Below are 19,837 nucleotides of genomic sequence, written 5' to 3' on the forward strand. Positions count from 1 at the left end.
GTCTGCAATATGTATGCAAAACTACAAAGGTTCGGGTTCCTGATTCAACTCAACGAGTGGAAGTATGGCGTTATGTAATTTTGTTCCTCTTAAGTTCGAGAAAAGCAATCCTCTCGTGACTGAGATAGATACTAATGCAACTTTATCAAGAATGTCTATTGGAATTAAGTGCTTGCCTGTGTCGTCTGTGGTTACAGCGTTTTTGAGACCTTCAATGTTAAAAATATTAGATACTTCAAAGATAACTAAGTTCTCCTTCTCGTAGGAAATCGTTATAGATACATGAGAGTTGATGAACTCTTTTCCTTCCAGTATCTGCTCACTTACTCTATTATCGACGTTAATGCCATAATTAAGCACTAAGTTATCGCTGTTAACACGATTTATTTCAGGACTTAAAAACAAGGATAAAATCTGGATTTTCCCTAAATGATAGTTAAAATCAGGCATATATTTAATTTAAATCGAATTCCATATCCATTTTTCCAACTGCACTATATCTCTTTGTTGTTTCCAAATGAATTTTTTGTGGCGCAAATTGCTCAAAAAACTCATTTAGGTCGAGTAATGGTGTTGTCTCTTTCTTATTGAAATTATATTTATGAGAATGGATTTTAACAGATAGCAAATTTGAAATCTTGCAATTAAAAGCCATCGCTATTAACGTTAGTTCATTGGTGTCAAAAACATGACCTCCACTTAACCAATCGTGAACTGTGTCCACATCTTTATCTACTAAGGCCGCAAATTCCGGGATGCTTAATGACTTATCAGCCATAATATCGTCTATTCTTGAAGATATTATCATCTGCGTTTTCGCGCTTTCTTTTTCCAAATCTGGTATTTGGCTGTAAATTATTTCTTCTATTGACATTTTAGTTTATTTTTAAAGGTTATTCCTCATCATCATTTAAGTCAATAAAGTTGAGTCTCCCCCCAAACTCACCATTCGATAAATAAAAAATATCACCTGCTTTAATTCGTTGCGTCAAGTCCTTCGAAAGTTGTTTAATAATATTAGCTTCTTTATCTAATATTTCATCCTCCTGATATGCCCTTATCGCCTTCGATTTGGGACCACCGCCACCCAATATTATATTGTCTTTACCATTTTTCAAGAAATATACTCTTAATTCTTTATTTGGACTATCAAATAGAGCGCAGACACCATCAAGCAAGGCTCCCTCATTTTCCTTATAAAATCCCAATCGTAGCCCAGTATCGTTCCCAATTACTTTTAATCGAGACACAATGGAGTTAATTTCAGTTTTGTAATCAGAATAATATTTCGATAGAAATTTTTCGAACTGAGTCACCTTTTCCCCTTCTAATTTTATTGAATAAATAGTGGCGGCATCCCCTGAAAGCTTCGATTTAACGAGTTCGTACTGCACATTAGTGTATTTTCATTCGGTAAAGTCTGCAAATGTATGTATTCGATGTGGTAAATCTATAATGTTTAACAAAAAGCGTAAAGTAATAGTGCGAAGAGTTATTTAATGGTAAGATTTATAGCGAAAGTTCTTCTAAGCAAAGCTCTTTCAATTCCTGGAATTACTCACTCGGTTGTCGGTGCTTTCCGATATAAGTCTGGATTTAAGTACGTTGATAACGCTTTTGGTAAAGGAGCGCGCGCTTTGGATATATTCGGCAGTGTGGCCTACGGAACTATGCTTAACGATTGGTTCATTAAGAAGGGCGGCTATCATTATGGACAAGGCTCAGAGAAGGTAAGTTCAGCAGCTGGCAAAAACTGGATTATTGGCAAAGCAACTCCTCTCGGGCTTGGATTGGCAGGAACGCTGAACCTGATAGACTTCAAAAAACTGGAAGAACGGAGGCCACTGCTGGGTCTATGTTGAAGGTGATACTGAATATTACCATAGTTTGCCTTATCAGGGACGCGTTAAGTGGCATTACACCGCTTCGTTTATCATAATCGCATCGACACTGCTTTACCTGTCTTTTAAGCTGGTGAAGTGGCTTTATTTACTGCAATTCACACTATTTTCATGACATTTGAACAAGCTATTGATCATGTGACCGATAAAGAAGGAGGTTTTACCAAAGATCCTGATGATTCAGGCAACTGGACATCGGGAGTTATTGGCAAAGGAATCCTCAAAGGCACAAAGAAGCGGATAAGCGCGGGTTCATATCCTGATTTGGACATCGAGAAGCTTACAGATGCTGAAATCTATACAATCTACCGCCGTGACTTCTGGAATGCTGTAAAAGCTGAATATTTGCCGCCACAAATACGACTGCATGTGCTTGACTTCGCTGTAAATGCAGGTCAGCAAACTGCCCGCGTATTACTTCAAAAGATTGTGGAATTAAAACAGGATGGGATTTTTGGCCCGGCAACGTTAAATGCTGCATCAAAGACTACACCCTGGCAATATGCTCAGGGTCGTATTGATCACTATAATGCCGTTGTCATTAAATATCCGGTTAAGCGTAAGTATTTTTATGGCTGGATGAAAAGGAATTTAGCGGTAACGGAATTGTGCTTTAAGAGTTGACGTGACAGGATATGAATAAGGGAGGCTTACCGCCTCCCTTATTAACTACTTCCTAATGCGAACTCCTAGTTTATTTATTATCCCTTCTGTTCTCTTAATTTTAGCTATCCGACTCGAAATTATTTGATCAATATAGTTATCAAAATCATTGTTGTAATCCTGCAGATCTCGTTTAAGATTAATTGTATTTTCCTTCAAAATGTTTACAATAGAGTTAAAATCGCTTATAATTTTCTTATCATCTCCTCCATTTACAATTTTAACAATAAGTACCTTTTTATCAGGGTCAGCTTCAATTTCTCCGGACGAATTGTACGTTCTAATCGACGATCGAATCTTCAACAGACTCGCGTCACCGGTATATGGTATGTGATAAACAATAATCTTTTGCCCCCCTATTTTCTCCTCTTTTGCTGATATGTCAGAGTAGTCTAACTCCGGGAAATAAATATGGACTCGCTCTTTAATCCTCTTTGTTAACTCCGAAAGTATCGGATTTTCAATTTCACTATCTGAGATTTTACTAACTTCATATTTAATTTCTTCCAATTTTTCGCTTCTGAAACTCGAAAAATCATTTTCAGCGAAAAGCTTAATTGTTTATATCATATTATTTATTGATTTAGTTATCTACAAAGTTAACTATTATCAAAATAAGTATACTTAACAATCTCAAGTCGGGTATTATTGGTTTCTCATTATCTCATGGATTTTTTCATAGACTCGATCTGACAAATTGCCACTTCCGAAAACGACACTTATAAATTTCGGGACAATAGTATTGGCTTTTTTTGCTCCACTTACTATATATTCAGCCAGCTCTGCATCTCGGTCATATGCCTCTAATTCGGTTATAACTTCCTGTGTTGACCTTATTTTACCAAGAACTTCAGCAACTATTGATGTTCTAACAAAATCTCCCTCTGATTCAGCAAGAACCTTATCAAGTTCACCAATAAGGGACTCCAATTTTTGCTTTTCATCATTAATTGACTCTTGCCTTTTGTCTATTACATCCTTTAGACCACTGGCGAATGTGCCCATTTCATCTGCAAGTCCTGATATTCTATTTAGAATCATCGAGTAAGCCTTTAATTCTGGATCATCTTGATGATATGGATATCGAATTGTATGATCAACCTCGCTCCATGCTTCCTCATTGATTGTACGCGCCTGAAATTCAGCTATATATGGAACACCTTCGTTTTCAATTTTTACGTCATAGTGAATAGACCGATAACCTTTATCATGCTTTTTTATTGTTACATCGTTGTTTTTATATTCATCCAATAAGTCTTGGGAGTCTCCATCTCGGACGTTTGCTATTACCGGATTATTGCAGTCGAAATTCCCCTTAATATGATCAAAAAGTGGTTTCCAGTCCTTTTTGAACAAATGAAGAATTCTGACGCCAATTAAATCTGTTATTTGAGAAGTATAGTTGCCAACATTAATTACAACATGCGGGTCTTTAACTTTCTTTCTGATTATCTTTTCTACTAAATGCTCGGGATCTTTAACCCTGAACTTAGCTGTGTGGACGATATCATTTTCCAGAATATGATTCATCATTTCTTTAGCCACGTCAGTTAGGTAGGGAACTCTCGGGAAATAGTCAGTATAAATGTCTTCAAGCATATTCCATTCAAGTCCAGACTTCTCGAAATTTTCCCGGCTGTTTGGAAACTTTGCAAAAAACTCTTCTTGACTTATTAATTTTTCTGGAAACATAAAGCGGAGGGTTTGTAGATTTCAGATTAAAGTAACCGATCTAAACTATTTACTTCCTGTTCTGGTATTTTGTTTGTAGCTCAGGATGATTCTTTCTTCAAAGAAATTAATTATCCAGAGATATTGGAGCGAGCAGATACAGATTGGATTGATCAGACCAGGATTCAGGTAACGCTACTTGAAAAAAATAGCTCCGCAAATAATGTCATCGAGAAAATACTTTTGTCGCCATCGGATTCTGATACTCTTCGGCAATCTTGCCGGGATCAGCTTGGCAAAACTGCTGAATACGTTGAGTCTTGTATAGCGCACATCTATGATGTAGAACATCAAGATGAGTGGCTGCATTAGTTATGGAATAGTACATAATAGTAAATCTGAAATCATCAAACTAAAAAGTATATGTCGAAAAGAGATGAATCATACCCAGACCATAAGCTGTGGAGAGACGGAACGCGTCAGGAATTGATTGCTGACCCCGGAGAAGGGTTAGATGATGCTATTGGTTTCATGAAGGCATCATTAGCATTCTACAAGCATCGAGATCTAACATTTTTCAGAAATGAGATAAAAAAAGAAGGGAACAGCTATTGGTTCACTTTAAGAAAAACAGATCCAAAAAGAAATAGGCTTTTCAGGAAGGAGTCGTTTGATAAGGTTTTGACTTAGACTTGTTCTTGCAAATCGACTGTTTATCACGCCAGTTTATTTAGGAGCTGCAATAAAGATTGATTAGGCAATTCATTGCCATGCTCCTTATATAGCAGCCACACTTCAAACCAAAAGTCGCTACCCTCAACTGTATTTTCCCACTTGCAAAAGTACTTTATCCATTCTGATAGGGGAGCATTCTCCTCAATCTTTGAGCCATCTATTTGAGTTGTCATGCGTTCACTCAGAATTGCGGGGAACTTCTCTATACACTGTTGTGCTTTGTGTTTTAGAAATGCTTCCTCGGCAGAATCAGCTGTAAGATTCTTGGGTACTAAATCCTTTATAAATCGTTTAGTTGAAATATCTTCAAAAGACCCAAGGTACTTCTGGGTTGTCTTCAAGCTACCGTGTCCTAGGGATCTTGAAATGAATGTCAGTGGAGCTTCTGACCTCAATAGTGAGGTGGCAAAGCTGTGCCGAGCTTCATAGGTATTAATCTTTCCTTCGATGCCAAGCTCGTTGGCAATTTTGTTCATGTGAAGATTGATATTTTTTGTTACCTGGTTAACAAGTGGCTTTTCCTGCTGAGGAGTAACATTTTTGGGAAGGAACGGAAAGAGGAATGATTCCGGATCCTTGTCATCAGTTTTCCATTTTTCTATAATGTTTAAAAGCTCAGGCAACAGGGCTATCGAAATTTTAGACATGCCTTCTCTCTTCGTCTCCATGGTTTTATCACGGAAGAATGTAATCTCTGCGTTTTTGTAATGAACATCTTTATGTTTTATTTTACAAAGATCTACTGTATTTAATCCATTGCCAAGGTAGATAAATAGCCACATATCCTTCCACTTATCCCGGGAGCTGCCCAGTTTGCACTGGTAATTAAATATCTTCAATAGCACTTCATCAGAGAGTGCCTTCTTCTTATTCAATACTTCCGGAATCTTGTAGCCCTGGTCTCCGAAGGGATAGTCCTCATCTTTTATAATCTTTGCTCTTTTGGCATCATTAAATATCTTCCGGATCCGGGCTATGTATATCGCGACTGTGGTTATGCTGGCCGGCTTCTCTTCTCCGTCCTTCTTTTGCGGCGCCTTGCCTTTTACCAACATCCATTTTTCATAAAGGCGGAGGAATTTAGCTGTTACAACTGGAATAGGTAGTTTAGCTGTTTCGATGGACTTAGCTAGCTTAGCGTACAATGTATAGCGACGTAAGCTCATTGCTGCTGAGTTAAAGAGGTTTCCGTTACTCATGTCGCCTTCGGCTATGAGTTCGATAGCTTTATTTTCAAGAGCCTTGATGAGGTCCGCATCAACTGTTGCTTTCGTCTCAGGTTTAAAGTCGCCCGCAATTACCCTGGCGAAGATTTCAAACGAAAAATAATCCTCGATTTGTTTTGCAGCATTTCTACCGATAGTTAATACACTCGGTATATATTTGCCTGTGACCTCATCGGTATGTCCGTCACCGTAGATCTTATGCCAGAGCTCTCGGAGATAATCATCTTTTACGCGGCCGGATAGACCGGTTTTATTTTGCTTCAAGAATGCGACCTCCTTTTCAGTGACGATTTTACCGGAGGCGTATTGTTTCTGCTTTGAATCGAAATACACCGACCATTTTACCTGATATGAATCAGCTGGCATATTACGGTTGTCGAAGTAAATGGAGATAGAAGGTTTCTTCATCTGAGACTAACAATGTACTAACAATGAAACTAACAATGTAAATGTATACAATGTAAGTATAATGTTAATCAACAGAACGCTAATAAATTTTAAAATATGCTATTAATCAAGTAGTTGGAGATATGGTTCTTTGGCCTAAATTAACTGAAAATAATAGAGCAACTGCCTTCTAAGTAGTAGGTCTTGTGTTCGAATCACAACGGGATCACCAGAAAATCAAGCACTTAGCGAGCTTTGCTAAGTGCTTTTTTATATGCATACGGTGGCTATCAAAAGTTCTGGTTTTAAAATTCCGCAATCACCCCTCCATCGACGTACAAATTTCGATCAAAAATCCATCAATATCTTTTACGTAAGCTACCGTTTGTCCCCATGGTTTTGTTTTTGGTTTTTCTACCAAAAGCGCTCCGGCTTTTAAAGCGTCATTTAAAGTTTGCTCCACATCATCAACGGCAAATCCTATTTCAATACCGAAAGGTTTGGAAGCTGAATTACTTTCAATAAAGCCTTCCGACAGATTTGTGTTTGCCAAATCCTTTGATGCAAAAGAGATCGTGGTTTCTCCCGTTACCAGCTCAGCATAATCTTGGTCCGGAGAAATAAACCTTCGTTGTAAACCGAAAGCCGTTTCGTAAAATGAAATTGAAGAAGCCACATCTGTGACGTACAAAATAGTATATGCAAATTTGATCATCATTAAGAAGTTGTGTTGGTTGTGAAATGATTAAATTGTTTCACAAATGTAAGACCGGGCTGGGTCATCACCTATATTCAAAATAATATCTACACATCCATCCGGTAAAATCTTTTGAGTTTTCAGCTCCGGGCCAACTCCTGTTACTTTCCAGCAGCCGTCGATAAAGGGTGTCAGCTTGGGGTGCGGTTGAAATTGGATATAACTCATAAAAGTGAATCATATCAAGTATCTCAAAATTATTAACCAGGTCAATTTGGTCAAGGCGAAAAGGATTAATAGTGATTGCAAGTCAAAAAATGCTGCCTGGTATCAAAACCTCCAAACCTTTTTTATTGAAATTGAAACTGACTTTCATAAATTGGCTTTTCAACAATTCATAATTCTGCATGAAAATCAGTTACAGAAGATCCGGCTTGCTATTTATTTTTTCAATGACGGTTATAATGGCAGCAGGACAGGACGTGCTAAAATTTGTCAACCCGGAAATTGGAACTGCACATAGTCGCTGGTTTTTTTACACTCCTGCCGCATTACCTTATGGAATGGCAAAACTGGCGCCATCCACCAATGGACATTATGGAAACCCATCGGGCTGGGAAGCAGTAGGATATGATACCCGGCATCAATCCATTGAAGGTTTTGTGAATTTTCATGAATGGCAGATTGGCGGTGTAAGTTTCATGCCTACAACAGGGAAAATTAAAGTCCGTCCAGGCGACCTTGAAGGAGATTCCACCGGATATCGTTCGAAATTTGATCGTAAAAATCAGATAGCAGAACCCGGATATTACAAAGTTTTTCTGGATGACTATGGAATCACGGCTGAGCTAACTGCGACCAGGCGCGTAGGTTTCCACAGGTACACGTTCCCGGAAAAAAAACAATCACATATTGTTTTGGATATCGGTAACAAGCAGGGTGAAAGCGGTGACGTTACTGATGCCAGCATCAAAATGATCGATGAAAATCATTTTGAAGGTTTCGTGGTAACCTACCCAAAATATGTTCAGCTGTATGATCCGAAGGGCAAAATCACGATGTACTTTTTCGGGGAACTTAGCAGAAAACCTGAAAATATTACGGCATTTACAGGAACTGACGTTAAGGAAAATACTTCATCAGCGCAGGGAAAAGGCGCAGGTCTTGTTTTAAATTACGAGACTAAAACCGATGAACAAGTGACTATTAAAGTCGGACTTTCTTATACTTCGATCTCAAATGCGAAAGAAAATCTGCTGACCGAAGCAGTTGGCCTCACTTTCGACAATGCAAAAAAGAATGCCCAGGAAATCTGGCGGAACGAGTTGGGGAAGATTCGGATAAAGGATGATAACGAACAAAACAAGACCAAGTTTTATACAGGATTATTCCACGCGTTGCTGGGGCGGGGCATAGCAAGTGATGTCAATGGCTCGTATCCTAAACATGCGGGATTGTCCGGCAAACTTGTAGGAACCGGAAAAAATAAGCGTCCTGAATTTATGAATACGGACGCTATCTGGGGAGCATTTTGGAATATCACGCAGCTTTGGTCTTTGTCGTATCCGGAGTGGTACGGGAACTACGTGAATACGCAACTGCAATTGTATAAGGATAAAGGCTGGTTGGGCGATGGTATTGCAAACAGTGAGTATGTTTCTGGTGTGGGGACCAATTTTGTCGGCCTGGCTATCGTTGGAGCATATAACTCAGGCATCCGGAATTATGACGTTAATCTGGCTTATGAGGCCGTGAAATCCAATGAACTTAATTGGAAAAACCGAGTGGAGGGTTCCGGGAAAATGGATACAAAAGTGTTTACTGAGCGAGGTTTTGTGCCATTTTTGAGCACAGAAATAACGGACTCGACCGGCTCTCAATATTCAGCCTCGCACACGTTGGAGTATAGTTTCAGTGCCTTTGCAGCCGCTCAAATGGCGAAGTCTTTAGGGAAAAAGATGGACTATGAGCGTTTCATAAAGTACTCAAATGGCTGGAAAGTTATTTTTAATCCCGAAAATAAATTGATGCAGCCGAAAGGAATGGACGGGAAGTTCATCGATAAATTTGATCCTTACCAGCCTTGGCGTGGTTTCCAGGAAGGAAATGCCGTACAATATACTTTTTATGTTCCGCAAAACCCTGCCGGTCTGATCAACGCAATTGGCAAGGAAACTTTTAATAACAGGCTCGACAGTATTTTTACCGCATCTGAACAGAACGGGTTTGGCGGAGGAAAAGTGATTGATGCTTTTGCGGGAATAAAGTCAATTTATAACCATGGAAATCAACCGTGCCTGCACATAAGCTGGTTGTTCAATTTTTCCGGAAAGCCGTGGCTAACTCAAAAATGGACGCGTGCGATTTGTAATGAATTTTACGGAACCGAGCCAATTCACGGATATGGATACGGTCAGGATGAGGATCAGGGGCAATTGGGTTCCTGGTATGTGCTTGCATCATTGGGGCTGTTTGACGTAAAAGGATTCACGGATGCAAGGCCTATTATCGAATTTGGCAGTCCGTTATTTTCTGAATCATTGATCCGCTTGGGAAACAACAAACAGTTGAAGATCGAAGCTGTGAACAATTCCAAAGAGAATATTTATATACAATCAGCCGAGTTTAACGGAAAAAAACTGGATAATTGCTGGCTATACCGCGACGAGCTTATGGCGGGAGGCACGTTGCGTTTTAAAATGGGAAGTCAGCCAAATAAATCCTGGGGTGTGCAGGTTCCACCTCCTTCGGCACAGTAAAATTCCAAAACTTGATGATTTAGAAAAGGGTGGAAAGGTTGGTGTTTAATTCCTTAAACTAACGCAATATTGTCACAAATGCCCCTTGAAGATGTCGGTTCTGCACGCGCAAAATTTATTCTCCTCTCATTAATTTTGACTTTTTAAATCATTATTAAATCTCATTCATTATGAAAAGTCGGATTGTTTCGCAGAAGATCACACCAAACTTATGGTTTGATAACAATGCTGAGGAAGCGGTAAATTTGTACTTGTCCATTTTCGAAAATTCCCGCTTATGAAGAATTGTTCGTTATGGAAATGAGGGCCAGGAAATACACAAAATGCCGGAAGGCTCAATAATGATCATCGAATTTATTATTGAGGACCAGGAATTTGTTGCCTTAAACGGTGGTCCTGTTTTTCAATTCAGTGAATCTGTTTCGTTTGTTATCAATTGCGATACGCAGGAAGAGGTGGACTATTATTGGAAAAAACTTTCCGAAGGGGGTGATGAAAACTCGCAGGTTTGTGGCTGGTTGAAAGATAAATTTGGTTTGTCGTGGCAAGTAGTCCCAACTATTTTAACGGAGCTAATGATGGATGAAGATCAGATGAAAGCAAATCGGGTAATGGCCGCGATGTTGAAAATGAAAAAGCTGGATATAGCTGCTTTGGAAAAGGCCTACCACGGTTAGTATGTTTAACTGAGTCGTTACCAGAAATTAAAATAACTTGATTAGTACCACACAAACGTTGACTTCTACCCTTGTCAGCTTTCGTTCTCATATACCTTTGTTATGACAAAAAAGACAGACTGTTCTGTTTTCTGATAAAATTAAAATTATTTATTTAGCTAACAAAATGGAAAAGAAATTTCCTTTGCCACCATTTGATTTTGAAAGTGCAACGCATAAAGTTCAGCTGGCGGAAGACGCCTGGAATAGTCAGGACCCGGTTCGCGTTTCACTTGCGTACACGCTTGACACGGAATGGCGCAACCGCTCTGAATTCATCAACGGAAGGGAAAATGTTGTGCATTTTCTGTCAGGAAAATGGAAACGCGAGCTAAACTACAAATTGAAAAAAGAACTTTGGGCGTTTATGGATAATCGTATTGCGGTGCGTTTTGAGTATGAATACCACGATGTCAGCGGACAATGGTTTCGTGCTTATGGAAATGAAAACTGGGAATTTGATGAAGATGGGTTGATGAAAAAACGATTTGCCAGTATTAATGATCTCGCCATCGAGGAGTCAGAGCGCAGATTATAAATGAACAGTGATTGATTTCTGTGGAATCAGCTTTTTAATGATTGAGAGTGATTTTTATTTATTTATTAGTTAAAGATCTATTATCACAAGAACTAAAACCAACCCGCCATTAACTTTCAATTACTTTAAAAACAATTTGAAGAAATTTAATTTAGTGTATGCATTTGCGTAACTGATTACGTAAATGTATACATAATGGAATTTATTGAACAGATTGGCAAGGTGGCGCTGGGTAGCAGACTCCGGCGATTAACTGAAAAAATTACTGAAGATTCAGCGCAGATCTACCGTCTTTATGATGTGGATATGCAGCCTAAATGGTTCCCGGTTTTTTATGCTCTTTCCAAAGGAGAAGAAAAGACGATAACAGCTATCGCCCGGGAAATCGGTCATTCGCATCCTTCGGTGAGCAAAATTATCAGTGAAATGTCAAAAGCTGGTTTTGTTATAGAAAAACGTGATGAAACTGACGGGCGCAGAAATGTAGTGTCGCTATCTGAAACAGGGATGAAGGTAACCGAAAAAATAGGGGATTTATATCTGGATGTTGCCAGTGGAATTGATGACGTTTCTGCGCAGGCAAGCCATGATCTTTGGAAAGCGATAGGGGAGTGGGAGTTTCTTTTGGAGCAAAAAACGCTGCTTCGTCGCGTGCAGGAACAGAAAAAGTTACGGGAAAGCGCTAATGTGGAAATCGTGAATTATGCGCCGGAGTATCAAAAAGCGTTCAGAGCGCTGAATGTAGAATGGATTTCCACTTACTTCAAAATGGAAGAAAATGATTACAAGTCACTGGATAATCCGGATGGTTATATTTTGAGTAAAGGAGGGCATATTCTCGTTGCTCTTTACAACGGTGAGCCTGTCGGCGTTTGTGCATTGATTAAAATGGACGATCCCGAATATGAATTTGAACTGGCGAAAATGGCTGTTTCTCCGAAAGCGCAGGGGAAAAATGTAGGCTGGCTGCTGGCGCAGGCGATTATTAAAAAAGCAGAAGCATTGGGTGCGAAGAAAATTTATCTGGAAAGCAATACGATACTGAAACCTGCCATTAATTTATATCACAAACTTGGATTTCAAAAAGTTGCTGGTCGCCCTACGCCGTATGAACGTGCCAATATCCAGATGGAATTGATAATAAAATAAATGTTACAAAACCTTGATCCCAACCTCCTTAAATGGTCTGAACTTCTCATTTTGCGCATCCATTTCAGTGATCATATAATCCAGCGAATGGATCGGGCACACGCGGTATGACTCAAAAGTTTCCAGTTTGTCGAAAGTACTGAGCGCGATCGACATACCGGATTGTCGCAGCATAGCCTGCTTCAGTTCAGCTTCTTCCATGTAGCTGGACGTGACGCCTTTGCCCATATCCAATGCGCAAACCCCCATAAAATAAAGATCCGCCTGGAAATTTTCAACCATTTTAATTGCCTGGTAACCGATAATCGTTTCTGATTGTTTTAAATATTTTCCTCCAAGAACAATTAATTCCACACCCGAATAAGCGGAAAGCGTAGGAATAATGGCCGTATTATTTGTTATCATGGTAAGTTTGATATCGGTCGACAGGAGTGACACGAGCGTGTAAACGGAAGTCCCGCCATCCAGAAAAATGGTTTGTCCGGATTTAATTAGCGTTTGTGCTTTTAAAGCGATTACCTCTTTATCATCCCTTAGTTGCCCAATACGATCTTTGAAAGAAAGCGGATTATGCGATCTTGGAATCGCACCGCCACGGATTTTTAGTAAAAGTCCATTGTTTGCCAGCGCATCGATATCGCGTCGGATGGTATCTTCCGAAACATTCAAATCGGTGCTTAATTCGCTGAATGCAACTTCATTATTATCATGAAGTTTTTCAAGAATATAATTGAACCGTTTTTCTCTGGCCATATTAAAAATGTTTTTGCAAACATATGCAAATTTGCATATGTTTGCAAAATACTATTCGTAATCGTAATGGAAAACGCTGTGATCACAGACGCTGGAAAAACCGGGGCGGCAAGAAGGGCAAGTTTATTGATATTTTTAGTGTGTGGAATCGGGCTTTCAAGCTGGGCTCCCATGGTGCCATTTGCCAAAGTTAATCTCGGTCTGGACGATGCCGCTCTCGGCCTTGTGCTTCTTTCACTCGGTGCCGGCGCTATCCTGACGATGCCTTTCACCGGTTTTTTAATCAATAAATTTGGAAGCAGACGGGTAATGCTCGTCGCTGCCATTGTTATTGCAATTACGCTTCCATTGCTGCTGTTGACTTCCACTGCTACCCAACTCGCCGTTGCATTATTTGTATTTGGTGCTTCCATTGGCTCCATCGATGTTGCCATGAATTCGCACGCAGTTCTCGTTCAGGACAGGTATGGCCGGCACATCATGTCGTCTTTTCACGGAATGTTCAGTCTTGGCGGTTTGCTCGGTTCGATTGGACTTGGTTTTCTAATCAAAATCGGATTATCTCCCACCATCGCTGCGGTAAGTATTTCCGCTTTACTCGTCTTGATCGCGGTAAGCCAATACAAAAACCTGTTTCCAAAATCAGAAGAAAAAAGTGTTGATTCATTTTCATTCAGTTTGCCGAGAGGCCCGGTTTTAGCTTTGGGCCTGATGTGTTTTGTATTCTTTCTCGCGGAAGGGGCATTGTTAGATTGGAGCGCAGTTTTTTTGCAGTTCAACAGAAATTTCGAGCCTTCAATGGCCGGTTTGGGATACGCTGTTTTTTCGGTTGCCATGGCGGTTATGCGGCTGACCGGCGATAAAATTGTCCATCAAATTGGGTCTTCAAGAGTTGTGTTAATTGGCGCCTTGGTATCTTCTGCCGGATATATGCTCGCGGTGATGGTTCCCTGGCAAGGTGCGGCACTGATCGGTTTTGCACTTGTCGGTTTGGGAGCCGCCAACGTTGTTCCTGTCTTTTTCACAGCTGCTGGCAATATTCCCAACATTCCAGCTTCGGTCTCCTTACCTGCCGTGACAACTCTCGGTTACATGGGGCAGCTCGCCGGGCCAGCGATGATCGGTTTTATTGCGGAAGCCTCTTCTTTACCTATTGCTTTGGGTTTTGTCGGCGTTTTGTTGCTGATCGTTGCTTTTACTTACAAAGAGAAAAATTAGTTTTCCAACACAAAAAAGGCTTTCGAAATGATCAAAAGCCTTTCTAAACTAACTCATCTAATCCATTAGCTTCCACTAAGGAATTTTTTAACCAAGCGTAACATACCTGCCGGAATTGCAGTTTTAATGTTCCGGAGAGACATATTCTTAGTTGATATGGAGATATTCTCCCGCCAGAATTTCCTGAATTTCGGGAATTCTTCTCCGGGCAATCGGCAGCTGCTGACCGCAGCTCAGCAAGACGGTGCCCGCGTCGATACGTGCCACCAGATGTTCAGGATTAATCGTGTGAGACTTATGAATGCGTAAGAATTTTGCGTTGAGCAGTGCCGAAATTGTCTTCATTGTCTTAGAAACAAGGTATCTTTTCCCTGTGGTTGTGTGCACAAAAGTATAATTCCCATCTCCTTGCAAATAAGTAATTTCTTTTGCTTCCAGTAAAAGCACTTTATTTCCCAGATGTACAGTGACGATGTTTCTGCGTTTTTTTCGTCTGGGATGAATCAGGTTTTGAAATGTCGTAGGGTGAATTTGAGTTTTCATTGTTTTCTAGCTTTCAGGTTAAAAGGATTGGGTTGGATATGCTAAAACTAAAATCGATGCACTGCCTGCACTGGTTAAGCTTAGCGATGCGACGCTGAGTTTCAACGCTCCTTCATGGTTTTTCCTAAGATGTTTTTTCATGGCTAATAAAATTTATTTTATTGGTTTATACCCCGCAAGTCCGCCTGCCATCGTTCCAAGCCATTTGCGCCCTTTACTATCCAGAGCCATCGCCTGGATGAGCGTTTCCTGTCCGGGAATCTGCACACATTCTGCGTTTTTACTTCCGAAAATGGCCAGGCTATTACCACCCACCCATATTTTTTCATCCTCTAATAGAATTGTTTTTAAACCTCTGGCTCCATCGGGTCGGGTGATTTCTTCCCAATTGCTTTCATTGTTTCGGATAACGGCCCTGGTTGATGTGCCCGCCAAAACCGCTAACACCGCGTTGTTTTTATCAATTGCCAAACCATAAGGAAAGGAAGATGGGTAACCAAGGTTATGCAGATTGTGATGTTGCCAGACTCCGTTTTCATACTTGCTGATTTGCCCGATAAAGGCGAATGACTTGAAAAAGCCAACCCAGAGCGCCCCATAATGATCCGTTGTCACGGACAGAATGGTGTTATCAGCTACGCTTATATGTTCAAGACTAAGATTTTTATCTGCTTTTACCAGACCTTCATCAGTACCAATCCATGTGACATTCACCTTGGTATCGTGAGCTAAACATTTGATGTTATTATTAGTCAGAACACTATTTTCATTTGTATAAACAGACCAGTTGTTGCCGTCGAATCTTGCCAGGCCGTCATCTGTTCCCACCCAAACTGTTCCGTCATTTTCCAAAGTCAGCGCAGTGACATGGTCAGACGGGAGCGAAGAATTTGCATGAGTAAAAATAGTCCAAGTCTCGTTTTTAATTCGAACCAGTCCTTTGGCAGTTCCAATCCATTTATTATCCTGATCATCAATAGCCAATGCGTTGACCTGATTGTCGGGGAGTTTGGAATTTTCTTTATTGTAGATAATCCATTCGACTTCGTGTTCTTGCGGCGTTGTTATCTCAGTATTTTCAACGCTGCAAGAAGCGGTTACAAATATCATTGAGAGAAGGGCGAGTTGACGTTTCATTCTATACGTTCGCAGAATTTTGTAAAACTGACTGATCATTTTGTGGTCTTTTATTCCATCCATAAAGTGCGCATGCGGTCAGGAAAAGTGAAGATTCAGCTTTAATCCAGAAATTGCCAAAATCACCAAGAGGGCCTTCATTAAAAATTGTGATCGCACGTGAAAGGGCATAAAAACCCCACAGCAGCATCAAAAACGCAAGTGCGCTTTCTGTATGTTTTCTGAAAGAATAAATAAGGCTGATGACAATGGCAAAACCTGCACCTCCATAAACTCCTCGTATGGAAGAAAAAGCGTCATTGTTTGGTAAAGTCACATTGACAAGATTCATTACGGATTGAGGGTCGTTGAAAGCCATGATGCTTACGGACAGGATGCTCAGTGCGGATATGATGATAAATGTTTGCGATAATATTCGTTTCATTTTCATGCTAAAATTTAATTTTGATTGGATAAAATGATTGTCGTCCGGTTGCCTCCGGGTGTCAACAACCTGATACAAAATTGTTAGCATGAAGAGCTATTTGAAAACAGAATTTGGTTGAAGTGTGAGTTTTGGTTTCTGAATTTTCCATTTTCAAGGCTGACCTGTAATTCAGTGTTTTACAATTATTTTTAAATATTAAAACACAGGAAAATACATTGACCCGAGATTTCTGACACTTCAATAATTATTTGTGACGTTTGAGGTACCTCGCGATTCCTTTCTATAAAACGCTTTTTTATTTTTACAACTCATTTTGTTTCTGATCGGTATGCGGTTTATTTCTTTGGAGCAATATTTTGATTCCGTTCGGCAAAACCGTCTGTATTTTTATATTCTATTTTTACTTCTTCCGTGGTTTGTTCCGCTGATCGGTTATCTGATGTGGGGAAATGCATATTTTACAGATCTTGGCATTTTTGCGGGCGGGAGTTTTATAAACCTGATATTATGTCTGATGGCAAATCAGGTCAATCAGTTGACGGCCAAGTTTATCGCCGGAATCTACCCAGGCATCGATCAGACTGCCTATCGGGTTACGCTTTGGTTTATGGTTTATTCCGTTGTAAATGTTATAATACTATATCTGGTTTTGTCTGTTTATGACTTCATCGATTTATTCAGCTATAAGCTTGATATGTTGCATCTTAAATGGTCGGTTATTACAATTGTCGGTGTATCGCTTATTGCCTCAGGATTGTCGGAGCTGGCTTATACCTTCATGCAGTGGAAAACAAACCAGAATGAGTTAAAAGAAATGGAGCAACGCCAACTGCAAAGTGAATTGGAACTCGTGAAACAGCAGGTTAATCCTCACTTTTTATTCAATTGCCTGAACGCACTGTCAGTTTTAATTTCCGAAGCCCCGTTGACCGCGGAGAAATTTGTGGATGAAATGTCGCAGGTATACCGCTACTTATTGACGGTCAACGGACAGGACTGGGAAACTAATCTGGTATCGCTGGAAGCAGAGCTCAGGTTTATTCGATCTTATATTTATCTGCTTGACATACGATTTGAAGAGGGAATCAATATTAAAATTCACACGGCAGACCTTTGCCAAAATGGGCAAATGGCACCGTTAACGCTGCAAATATTGATCGATAATGCCATACGCCATAACATTGTTTCAGCAGAACATCCGTTGCATATCAGCATTAAAACCACAGCAACCGGGCAGCTGGAAATCAAAAATAATCTTCAAAAGCGTGCTGTTAGAATGCCAATGACGAGTGCCGGATTGTCAACGATCATATCAAGATACAAGTTACTTTTTAACCAGGCTGGAACCATCCAGGTGAAAGAAGATGAAGAAAGTTTTACCGTTTTGCTGCCTTTGATTTACACATGAGAAACTGGTCGGTTTTTAATAGGTTGGGCAAAATTATCTGGTTTAGCCTTTTTGGCAGGTGGATGTTTATTCTGCTGTTGCCATGGTTTGTGCCGACGATAAGCTATCTATTGATCGGGGATCCTTATCTGGAAAGCTTTTCCAATTTTTTGTGGGGCACTCTGATGGTTACGCTGATGACGACGCTGGCTTTCATTCCTCACGACTGGGCCGCGCAGTTGATTGCTGATAAATATCCATCGATTCACTCATCGGCAAAACGAGCACTTTTGACCGCGTTAGCATTTTTTGTGTTAACAGGTGCTTACGTTTCCTTTTATGGCTGGCTCATCATCAAATTCCGACCGTTGAATGCGGAGCTCAATTTTAACAAAATGCTTTATGTTTACCTTTTTGAGTTGTTAGCCATTTTCCTCCTTACCGGACTTTATGAGGTTAATTATTCGCTAAAAAAATGGAAGGAAATAAAAACAAATAAAGAAGCTATCAAAAAAGCCGGGATGCAAGGGCAGCTGCAAAGTTTGAAAAGCCAGGTGAACCCGCATTTTTTATTTAACAGCCTGAATACGCTTTCTGCACTTATTACTGATGAACCGAGAAGGGCAGAGCAATTTGTGGATGAAATGGCAAAAGTTTACCGGTATCTTCTGCAAACAAACCAGCATGAACTGACGACACTGAGCACGGAAATAAAATTTATCCAGTCATATTATCATTTGTTGCGGACGCGGTATGATACTGGGCTTGAATTGGTTGTCGATGTCGATGAGGCTGCACTGGCACGTTATATTCCTCCATTGACATTACAGCTTTTGGTTGAAAATGCCGTCAAACACAATGCCATTCTGGAGAAGAATCCACTTTATATTATCATTACTTCCGTTGGTGGTGAAATGCTGGAAGTAAAAAATAATTTACTGGGAAAGTCAACACCTGTGAAATCCACGAAACTGGGTCTGGCGAACATTCATGCCAAATACCTGATCTTATCAGACAAACAGCCAATTGTAGATTTCGGACCTGATTATTTTAAAGTTTTGCTACCACTGCTTACTGAAAAACCTGTACATCAATGAACATTTTAATTGTTGAGGACGAAAAACTTGCTGTTCGAAAACTTACCAAACTTTTGGAGGAAAATGCACCCGAACTGGTTGTGAAAGGCGTCGCGCCAAGCATAGCGGCCACAGTCGAATGGATCGAGGAAAATCGGATTGCAGGAGAAAAGGAACCTGACCTGATTTTCATGGACATTGAGCTTGCAGACGGGCAAAGTTTCGAAATCTTTAACCGGATTGAAATCAGAAGTACGGTTATTTTCACCACTTCATATGATGAGTATGCACTTCAGGCATTCAAGGTCAACAGTATCGATTATTTGTTGAAGCCGGTTCAGAAGGAGGATCTGCAACGGAGTCTTAAAAAGTTTCATGATCTGACAGGATATCAAAGAAAAGAGGAGGCCATTGCGCTGCCCTCCAGTCTGGAAAATATCTTGAAAAGTTTTCAGATGCAACAGCCCGCTGTGGAATATCGGAAACGGTTTTTAGTGAAACAGGGGGCGAGATTGTTGTCTGTCGAAGTTACTGATATCGCCTATTTTTATATTGATGAGGGAATTAGTTTTTTCAAAAATCACCAGGGACAGAAGTTTGTTGTTGATTACCGTATCGAAGAACTCACGGATTTTCTTGATCCTCAGCATTTTCTGCGTATTAATCGCAGTCTCATCGTAACACACCAGTCAGTTGCTCAAATCCAGCCCTATTACAACAACAGGCTGGCACTCACGCTAAAACCCGCATTTGATAAAGAGGCCATTGTGAGCCGTGAAAAATCAAATGATTTTAAAAAATGGATGGGGAAATGATTGTGCCTACTCTGGATTCTCTTCGTTTGGAACGGTATT

The 19,837-nt window shown here is 40.2% G+C and carries 23 protein-coding genes, 1 tRNA gene and 1 pseudogene; 12 read left to right on the forward strand and 13 right to left on the reverse strand.

Features of this window, described 5'->3' with window-relative positions; translation table 11 throughout:
• Positions 1-21: 21 nt before the first annotated feature.
• From L0657_RS06785 to L0657_RS06795, 3 genes are read right to left on the reverse strand one after another with little or no spacing between them, the layout of a single operon-like run.
• Complete coding sequence (locus tag L0657_RS06785; RefSeq protein WP_235149661.1) at positions 22-450, reverse strand: hypothetical protein; 429 nt, start codon at positions 448-450, stop codon at positions 22-24.
• A gap of 4 nt (positions 451-454) precedes the next feature.
• On the reverse strand, positions 455-874 hold the full coding sequence (locus tag L0657_RS06790; protein ID WP_235149662.1) for a helix-turn-helix transcriptional regulator: 420 nt from the start codon (positions 872-874) through the stop codon (positions 455-457).
• 19 nt (positions 875-893) lie between these two features.
• The gene (locus tag L0657_RS06795; RefSeq protein ID WP_235149663.1) at positions 894-1,394 is read right to left on the reverse strand and encodes a hypothetical protein; all 501 of its coding nucleotides are present in this window, start codon (positions 1,392-1,394) and stop codon (positions 894-896) included.
• Between the two features lie 105 nt (positions 1,395-1,499).
• Here L0657_RS06795 and L0657_RS06800 point away from each other — a divergent pair, with 105 nt between their 5' ends.
• Entirely contained in the window at positions 1,500-1,862 is a 363-nt protein-coding gene (locus L0657_RS06800; protein WP_235149664.1) for a hypothetical protein, read from the forward strand.
• A 150-nt stretch (positions 1,863-2,012) separates the two neighbouring features.
• A complete protein-coding gene (locus tag L0657_RS06805) occupies positions 2,013-2,525 on the forward strand; it encodes a glycoside hydrolase family 108 protein (protein WP_235149665.1) in 513 nt (170 codons plus the stop codon).
• 45 nt (positions 2,526-2,570) lie between these two features.
• On the opposite strand, the gene L0657_RS06810 is transcribed toward L0657_RS06805, so the two are convergent.
• Together L0657_RS06810 and L0657_RS06815 are read right to left on the reverse strand one after the other, a co-directional pair.
• Positions 2,571-3,074 (reverse strand): hypothetical protein, encoded by a 504-nt coding sequence (locus L0657_RS06810; protein WP_235149666.1) that lies wholly within the window; start codon positions 3,072-3,074, stop codon positions 2,571-2,573.
• Positions 3,075-3,209: 135 nt separating this feature from the next.
• Positions 3,210-4,256 (reverse strand): RelA/SpoT domain-containing protein, encoded by a 1,047-nt coding sequence (locus L0657_RS06815; protein ID WP_235149667.1) that lies wholly within the window; start codon positions 4,254-4,256, stop codon positions 3,210-3,212.
• 402 nt (positions 4,257-4,658) lie between these two features.
• On the opposite strand from L0657_RS06815, the gene L0657_RS06820 reads away from it, so the two are divergent.
• Entirely contained in the window at positions 4,659-4,925 is a 267-nt protein-coding gene (locus L0657_RS06820; protein WP_235149668.1) for a hypothetical protein, read from the forward strand.
• Positions 4,926-4,951: 26 nt separating this feature from the next.
• On the opposite strand, the gene L0657_RS06825 is transcribed toward L0657_RS06820, so the two are convergent.
• A complete protein-coding gene (locus L0657_RS06825) occupies positions 4,952-6,562 on the reverse strand; it encodes a tyrosine-type recombinase/integrase (protein WP_235149669.1) in 1,611 nt (536 codons plus the stop codon).
• A 161-nt stretch (positions 6,563-6,723) separates the two neighbouring features.
• Between L0657_RS06825 and L0657_RS06830 the strand changes: the two genes are divergently transcribed.
• Positions 6,724-6,815: transfer RNA gene (locus L0657_RS06830), tRNA-Arg, on the forward strand.
• 87 nt (positions 6,816-6,902) lie between these two features.
• On the opposite strand, the gene L0657_RS06835 is transcribed toward L0657_RS06830, so the two are convergent.
• Positions 6,903-7,301 carry a VOC family protein gene (locus tag L0657_RS06835; protein ID WP_235149670.1) on the reverse strand — a complete coding sequence of 133 codons (399 nt, stop codon included), beginning with the start codon at positions 7,299-7,301 and terminating at the stop codon, positions 6,903-6,905.
• A 27-nt stretch (positions 7,302-7,328) separates the two neighbouring features.
• Entirely contained in the window at positions 7,329-7,508 is a 180-nt protein-coding gene (locus L0657_RS06840) for a DUF6597 domain-containing transcriptional factor (protein ID WP_235149671.1), read from the reverse strand.
• A 179-nt stretch (positions 7,509-7,687) separates the two neighbouring features.
• On the opposite strand from L0657_RS06840, the gene L0657_RS06845 reads away from it, so the two are divergent.
• From L0657_RS06845 to L0657_RS06860, 4 genes and pseudogenes are all read left to right on the forward strand, one after another.
• Entirely contained in the window at positions 7,688-10,039 is a 2,352-nt protein-coding gene (locus tag L0657_RS06845) for a GH92 family glycosyl hydrolase (protein WP_235149672.1), read from the forward strand.
• A 170-nt stretch (positions 10,040-10,209) separates the two neighbouring features.
• Positions 10,210-10,716, forward strand: a pseudogene (locus L0657_RS06850) (VOC family protein).
• 166 nt (positions 10,717-10,882) lie between these two features.
• Positions 10,883-11,293 carry a nuclear transport factor 2 family protein gene (locus L0657_RS06855; protein WP_235149673.1) on the forward strand — a complete coding sequence of 137 codons (411 nt, stop codon included), beginning with the start codon at positions 10,883-10,885 and terminating at the stop codon, positions 11,291-11,293.
• 195 nt (positions 11,294-11,488) lie between these two features.
• Positions 11,489-12,442: a bifunctional helix-turn-helix transcriptional regulator/GNAT family N-acetyltransferase gene (locus L0657_RS06860; RefSeq protein ID WP_235149674.1), complete on the forward strand. Its 954-nt coding sequence runs from the start codon at positions 11,489-11,491 to the stop codon at positions 12,440-12,442.
• Between the two features lie 3 nt (positions 12,443-12,445).
• Here the strand turns inward: L0657_RS06860 and L0657_RS06865 are convergent, their stop codons facing one another.
• Positions 12,446-13,195 (reverse strand): DeoR/GlpR family DNA-binding transcription regulator, encoded by a 750-nt coding sequence (locus L0657_RS06865; protein ID WP_235149675.1) that lies wholly within the window; start codon positions 13,193-13,195, stop codon positions 12,446-12,448.
• A 66-nt stretch (positions 13,196-13,261) separates the two neighbouring features.
• Here L0657_RS06865 and L0657_RS06870 point away from each other — a divergent pair, with 66 nt between their 5' ends.
• Positions 13,262-14,413, forward strand: a complete 1,152-nt coding sequence (locus L0657_RS06870; protein ID WP_235149676.1) for an MFS transporter — start codon at positions 13,262-13,264, stop codon at positions 14,411-14,413.
• 147 nt (positions 14,414-14,560) lie between these two features.
• On the opposite strand, the gene L0657_RS06875 is transcribed toward L0657_RS06870, so the two are convergent.
• Genes L0657_RS06875 through L0657_RS06885 form a run of 4 tightly spaced genes read right to left on the reverse strand, consistent with a single transcriptional unit; the run spans position 14,561 to position 16,517 of the window.
• On the reverse strand, positions 14,561-14,956 hold the full coding sequence (locus tag L0657_RS06875) for a LytTR family DNA-binding domain-containing protein (RefSeq protein WP_235149677.1): 396 nt from the start codon (positions 14,954-14,956) through the stop codon (positions 14,561-14,563).
• Positions 14,957-14,974: 18 nt separating this feature from the next.
• Positions 14,975-15,097 (reverse strand): hypothetical protein, encoded by a 123-nt coding sequence (locus tag L0657_RS27880; RefSeq protein ID WP_255717751.1) that lies wholly within the window; start codon positions 15,095-15,097, stop codon positions 14,975-14,977.
• Positions 15,098-15,109: 12 nt separating this feature from the next.
• On the reverse strand, positions 15,110-16,093 hold the full coding sequence (locus L0657_RS06880) for a two-component regulator propeller domain-containing protein (RefSeq protein WP_235149678.1): 984 nt from the start codon (positions 16,091-16,093) through the stop codon (positions 15,110-15,112).
• Between the two features lies 1 nt (position 16,094).
• Positions 16,095-16,517: a DUF4345 domain-containing protein gene (locus L0657_RS06885; RefSeq protein ID WP_235149679.1), complete on the reverse strand. Its 423-nt coding sequence runs from the start codon at positions 16,515-16,517 to the stop codon at positions 16,095-16,097.
• A gap of 331 nt (positions 16,518-16,848) precedes the next feature.
• Between L0657_RS06885 and L0657_RS06890 the strand changes: the two genes are divergently transcribed.
• Genes L0657_RS06890 through L0657_RS06900 form a run of 3 tightly spaced genes read left to right on the forward strand, consistent with a single transcriptional unit; the run spans position 16,849 to position 19,798 of the window.
• Positions 16,849-17,928 carry a sensor histidine kinase gene (locus L0657_RS06890; protein ID WP_235149680.1) on the forward strand — a complete coding sequence of 360 codons (1,080 nt, stop codon included), beginning with the start codon at positions 16,849-16,851 and terminating at the stop codon, positions 17,926-17,928.
• Positions 17,925-19,004, forward strand: a complete 1,080-nt coding sequence (locus L0657_RS06895; RefSeq protein ID WP_235149681.1) for a sensor histidine kinase — start codon at positions 17,925-17,927, stop codon at positions 19,002-19,004. The genes L0657_RS06890 and L0657_RS06895 overlap by 4 nt, the downstream gene beginning before the upstream one ends.
• Positions 19,001-19,798, forward strand: a complete 798-nt coding sequence (locus L0657_RS06900) for a LytTR family DNA-binding domain-containing protein (protein WP_235149682.1) — start codon at positions 19,001-19,003, stop codon at positions 19,796-19,798. Before L0657_RS06895 ends, L0657_RS06900 begins: the two co-directional genes overlap by 4 nt.
• The last annotated feature ends 39 nt before the right edge of the window (positions 19,799-19,837 follow it).

This window comes from Dyadobacter sp. CY345 (assembly GCF_021502725.1).
Classification (GTDB): Bacteria; Bacteroidota; Bacteroidia; order Cytophagales; family Spirosomataceae; genus Dyadobacter.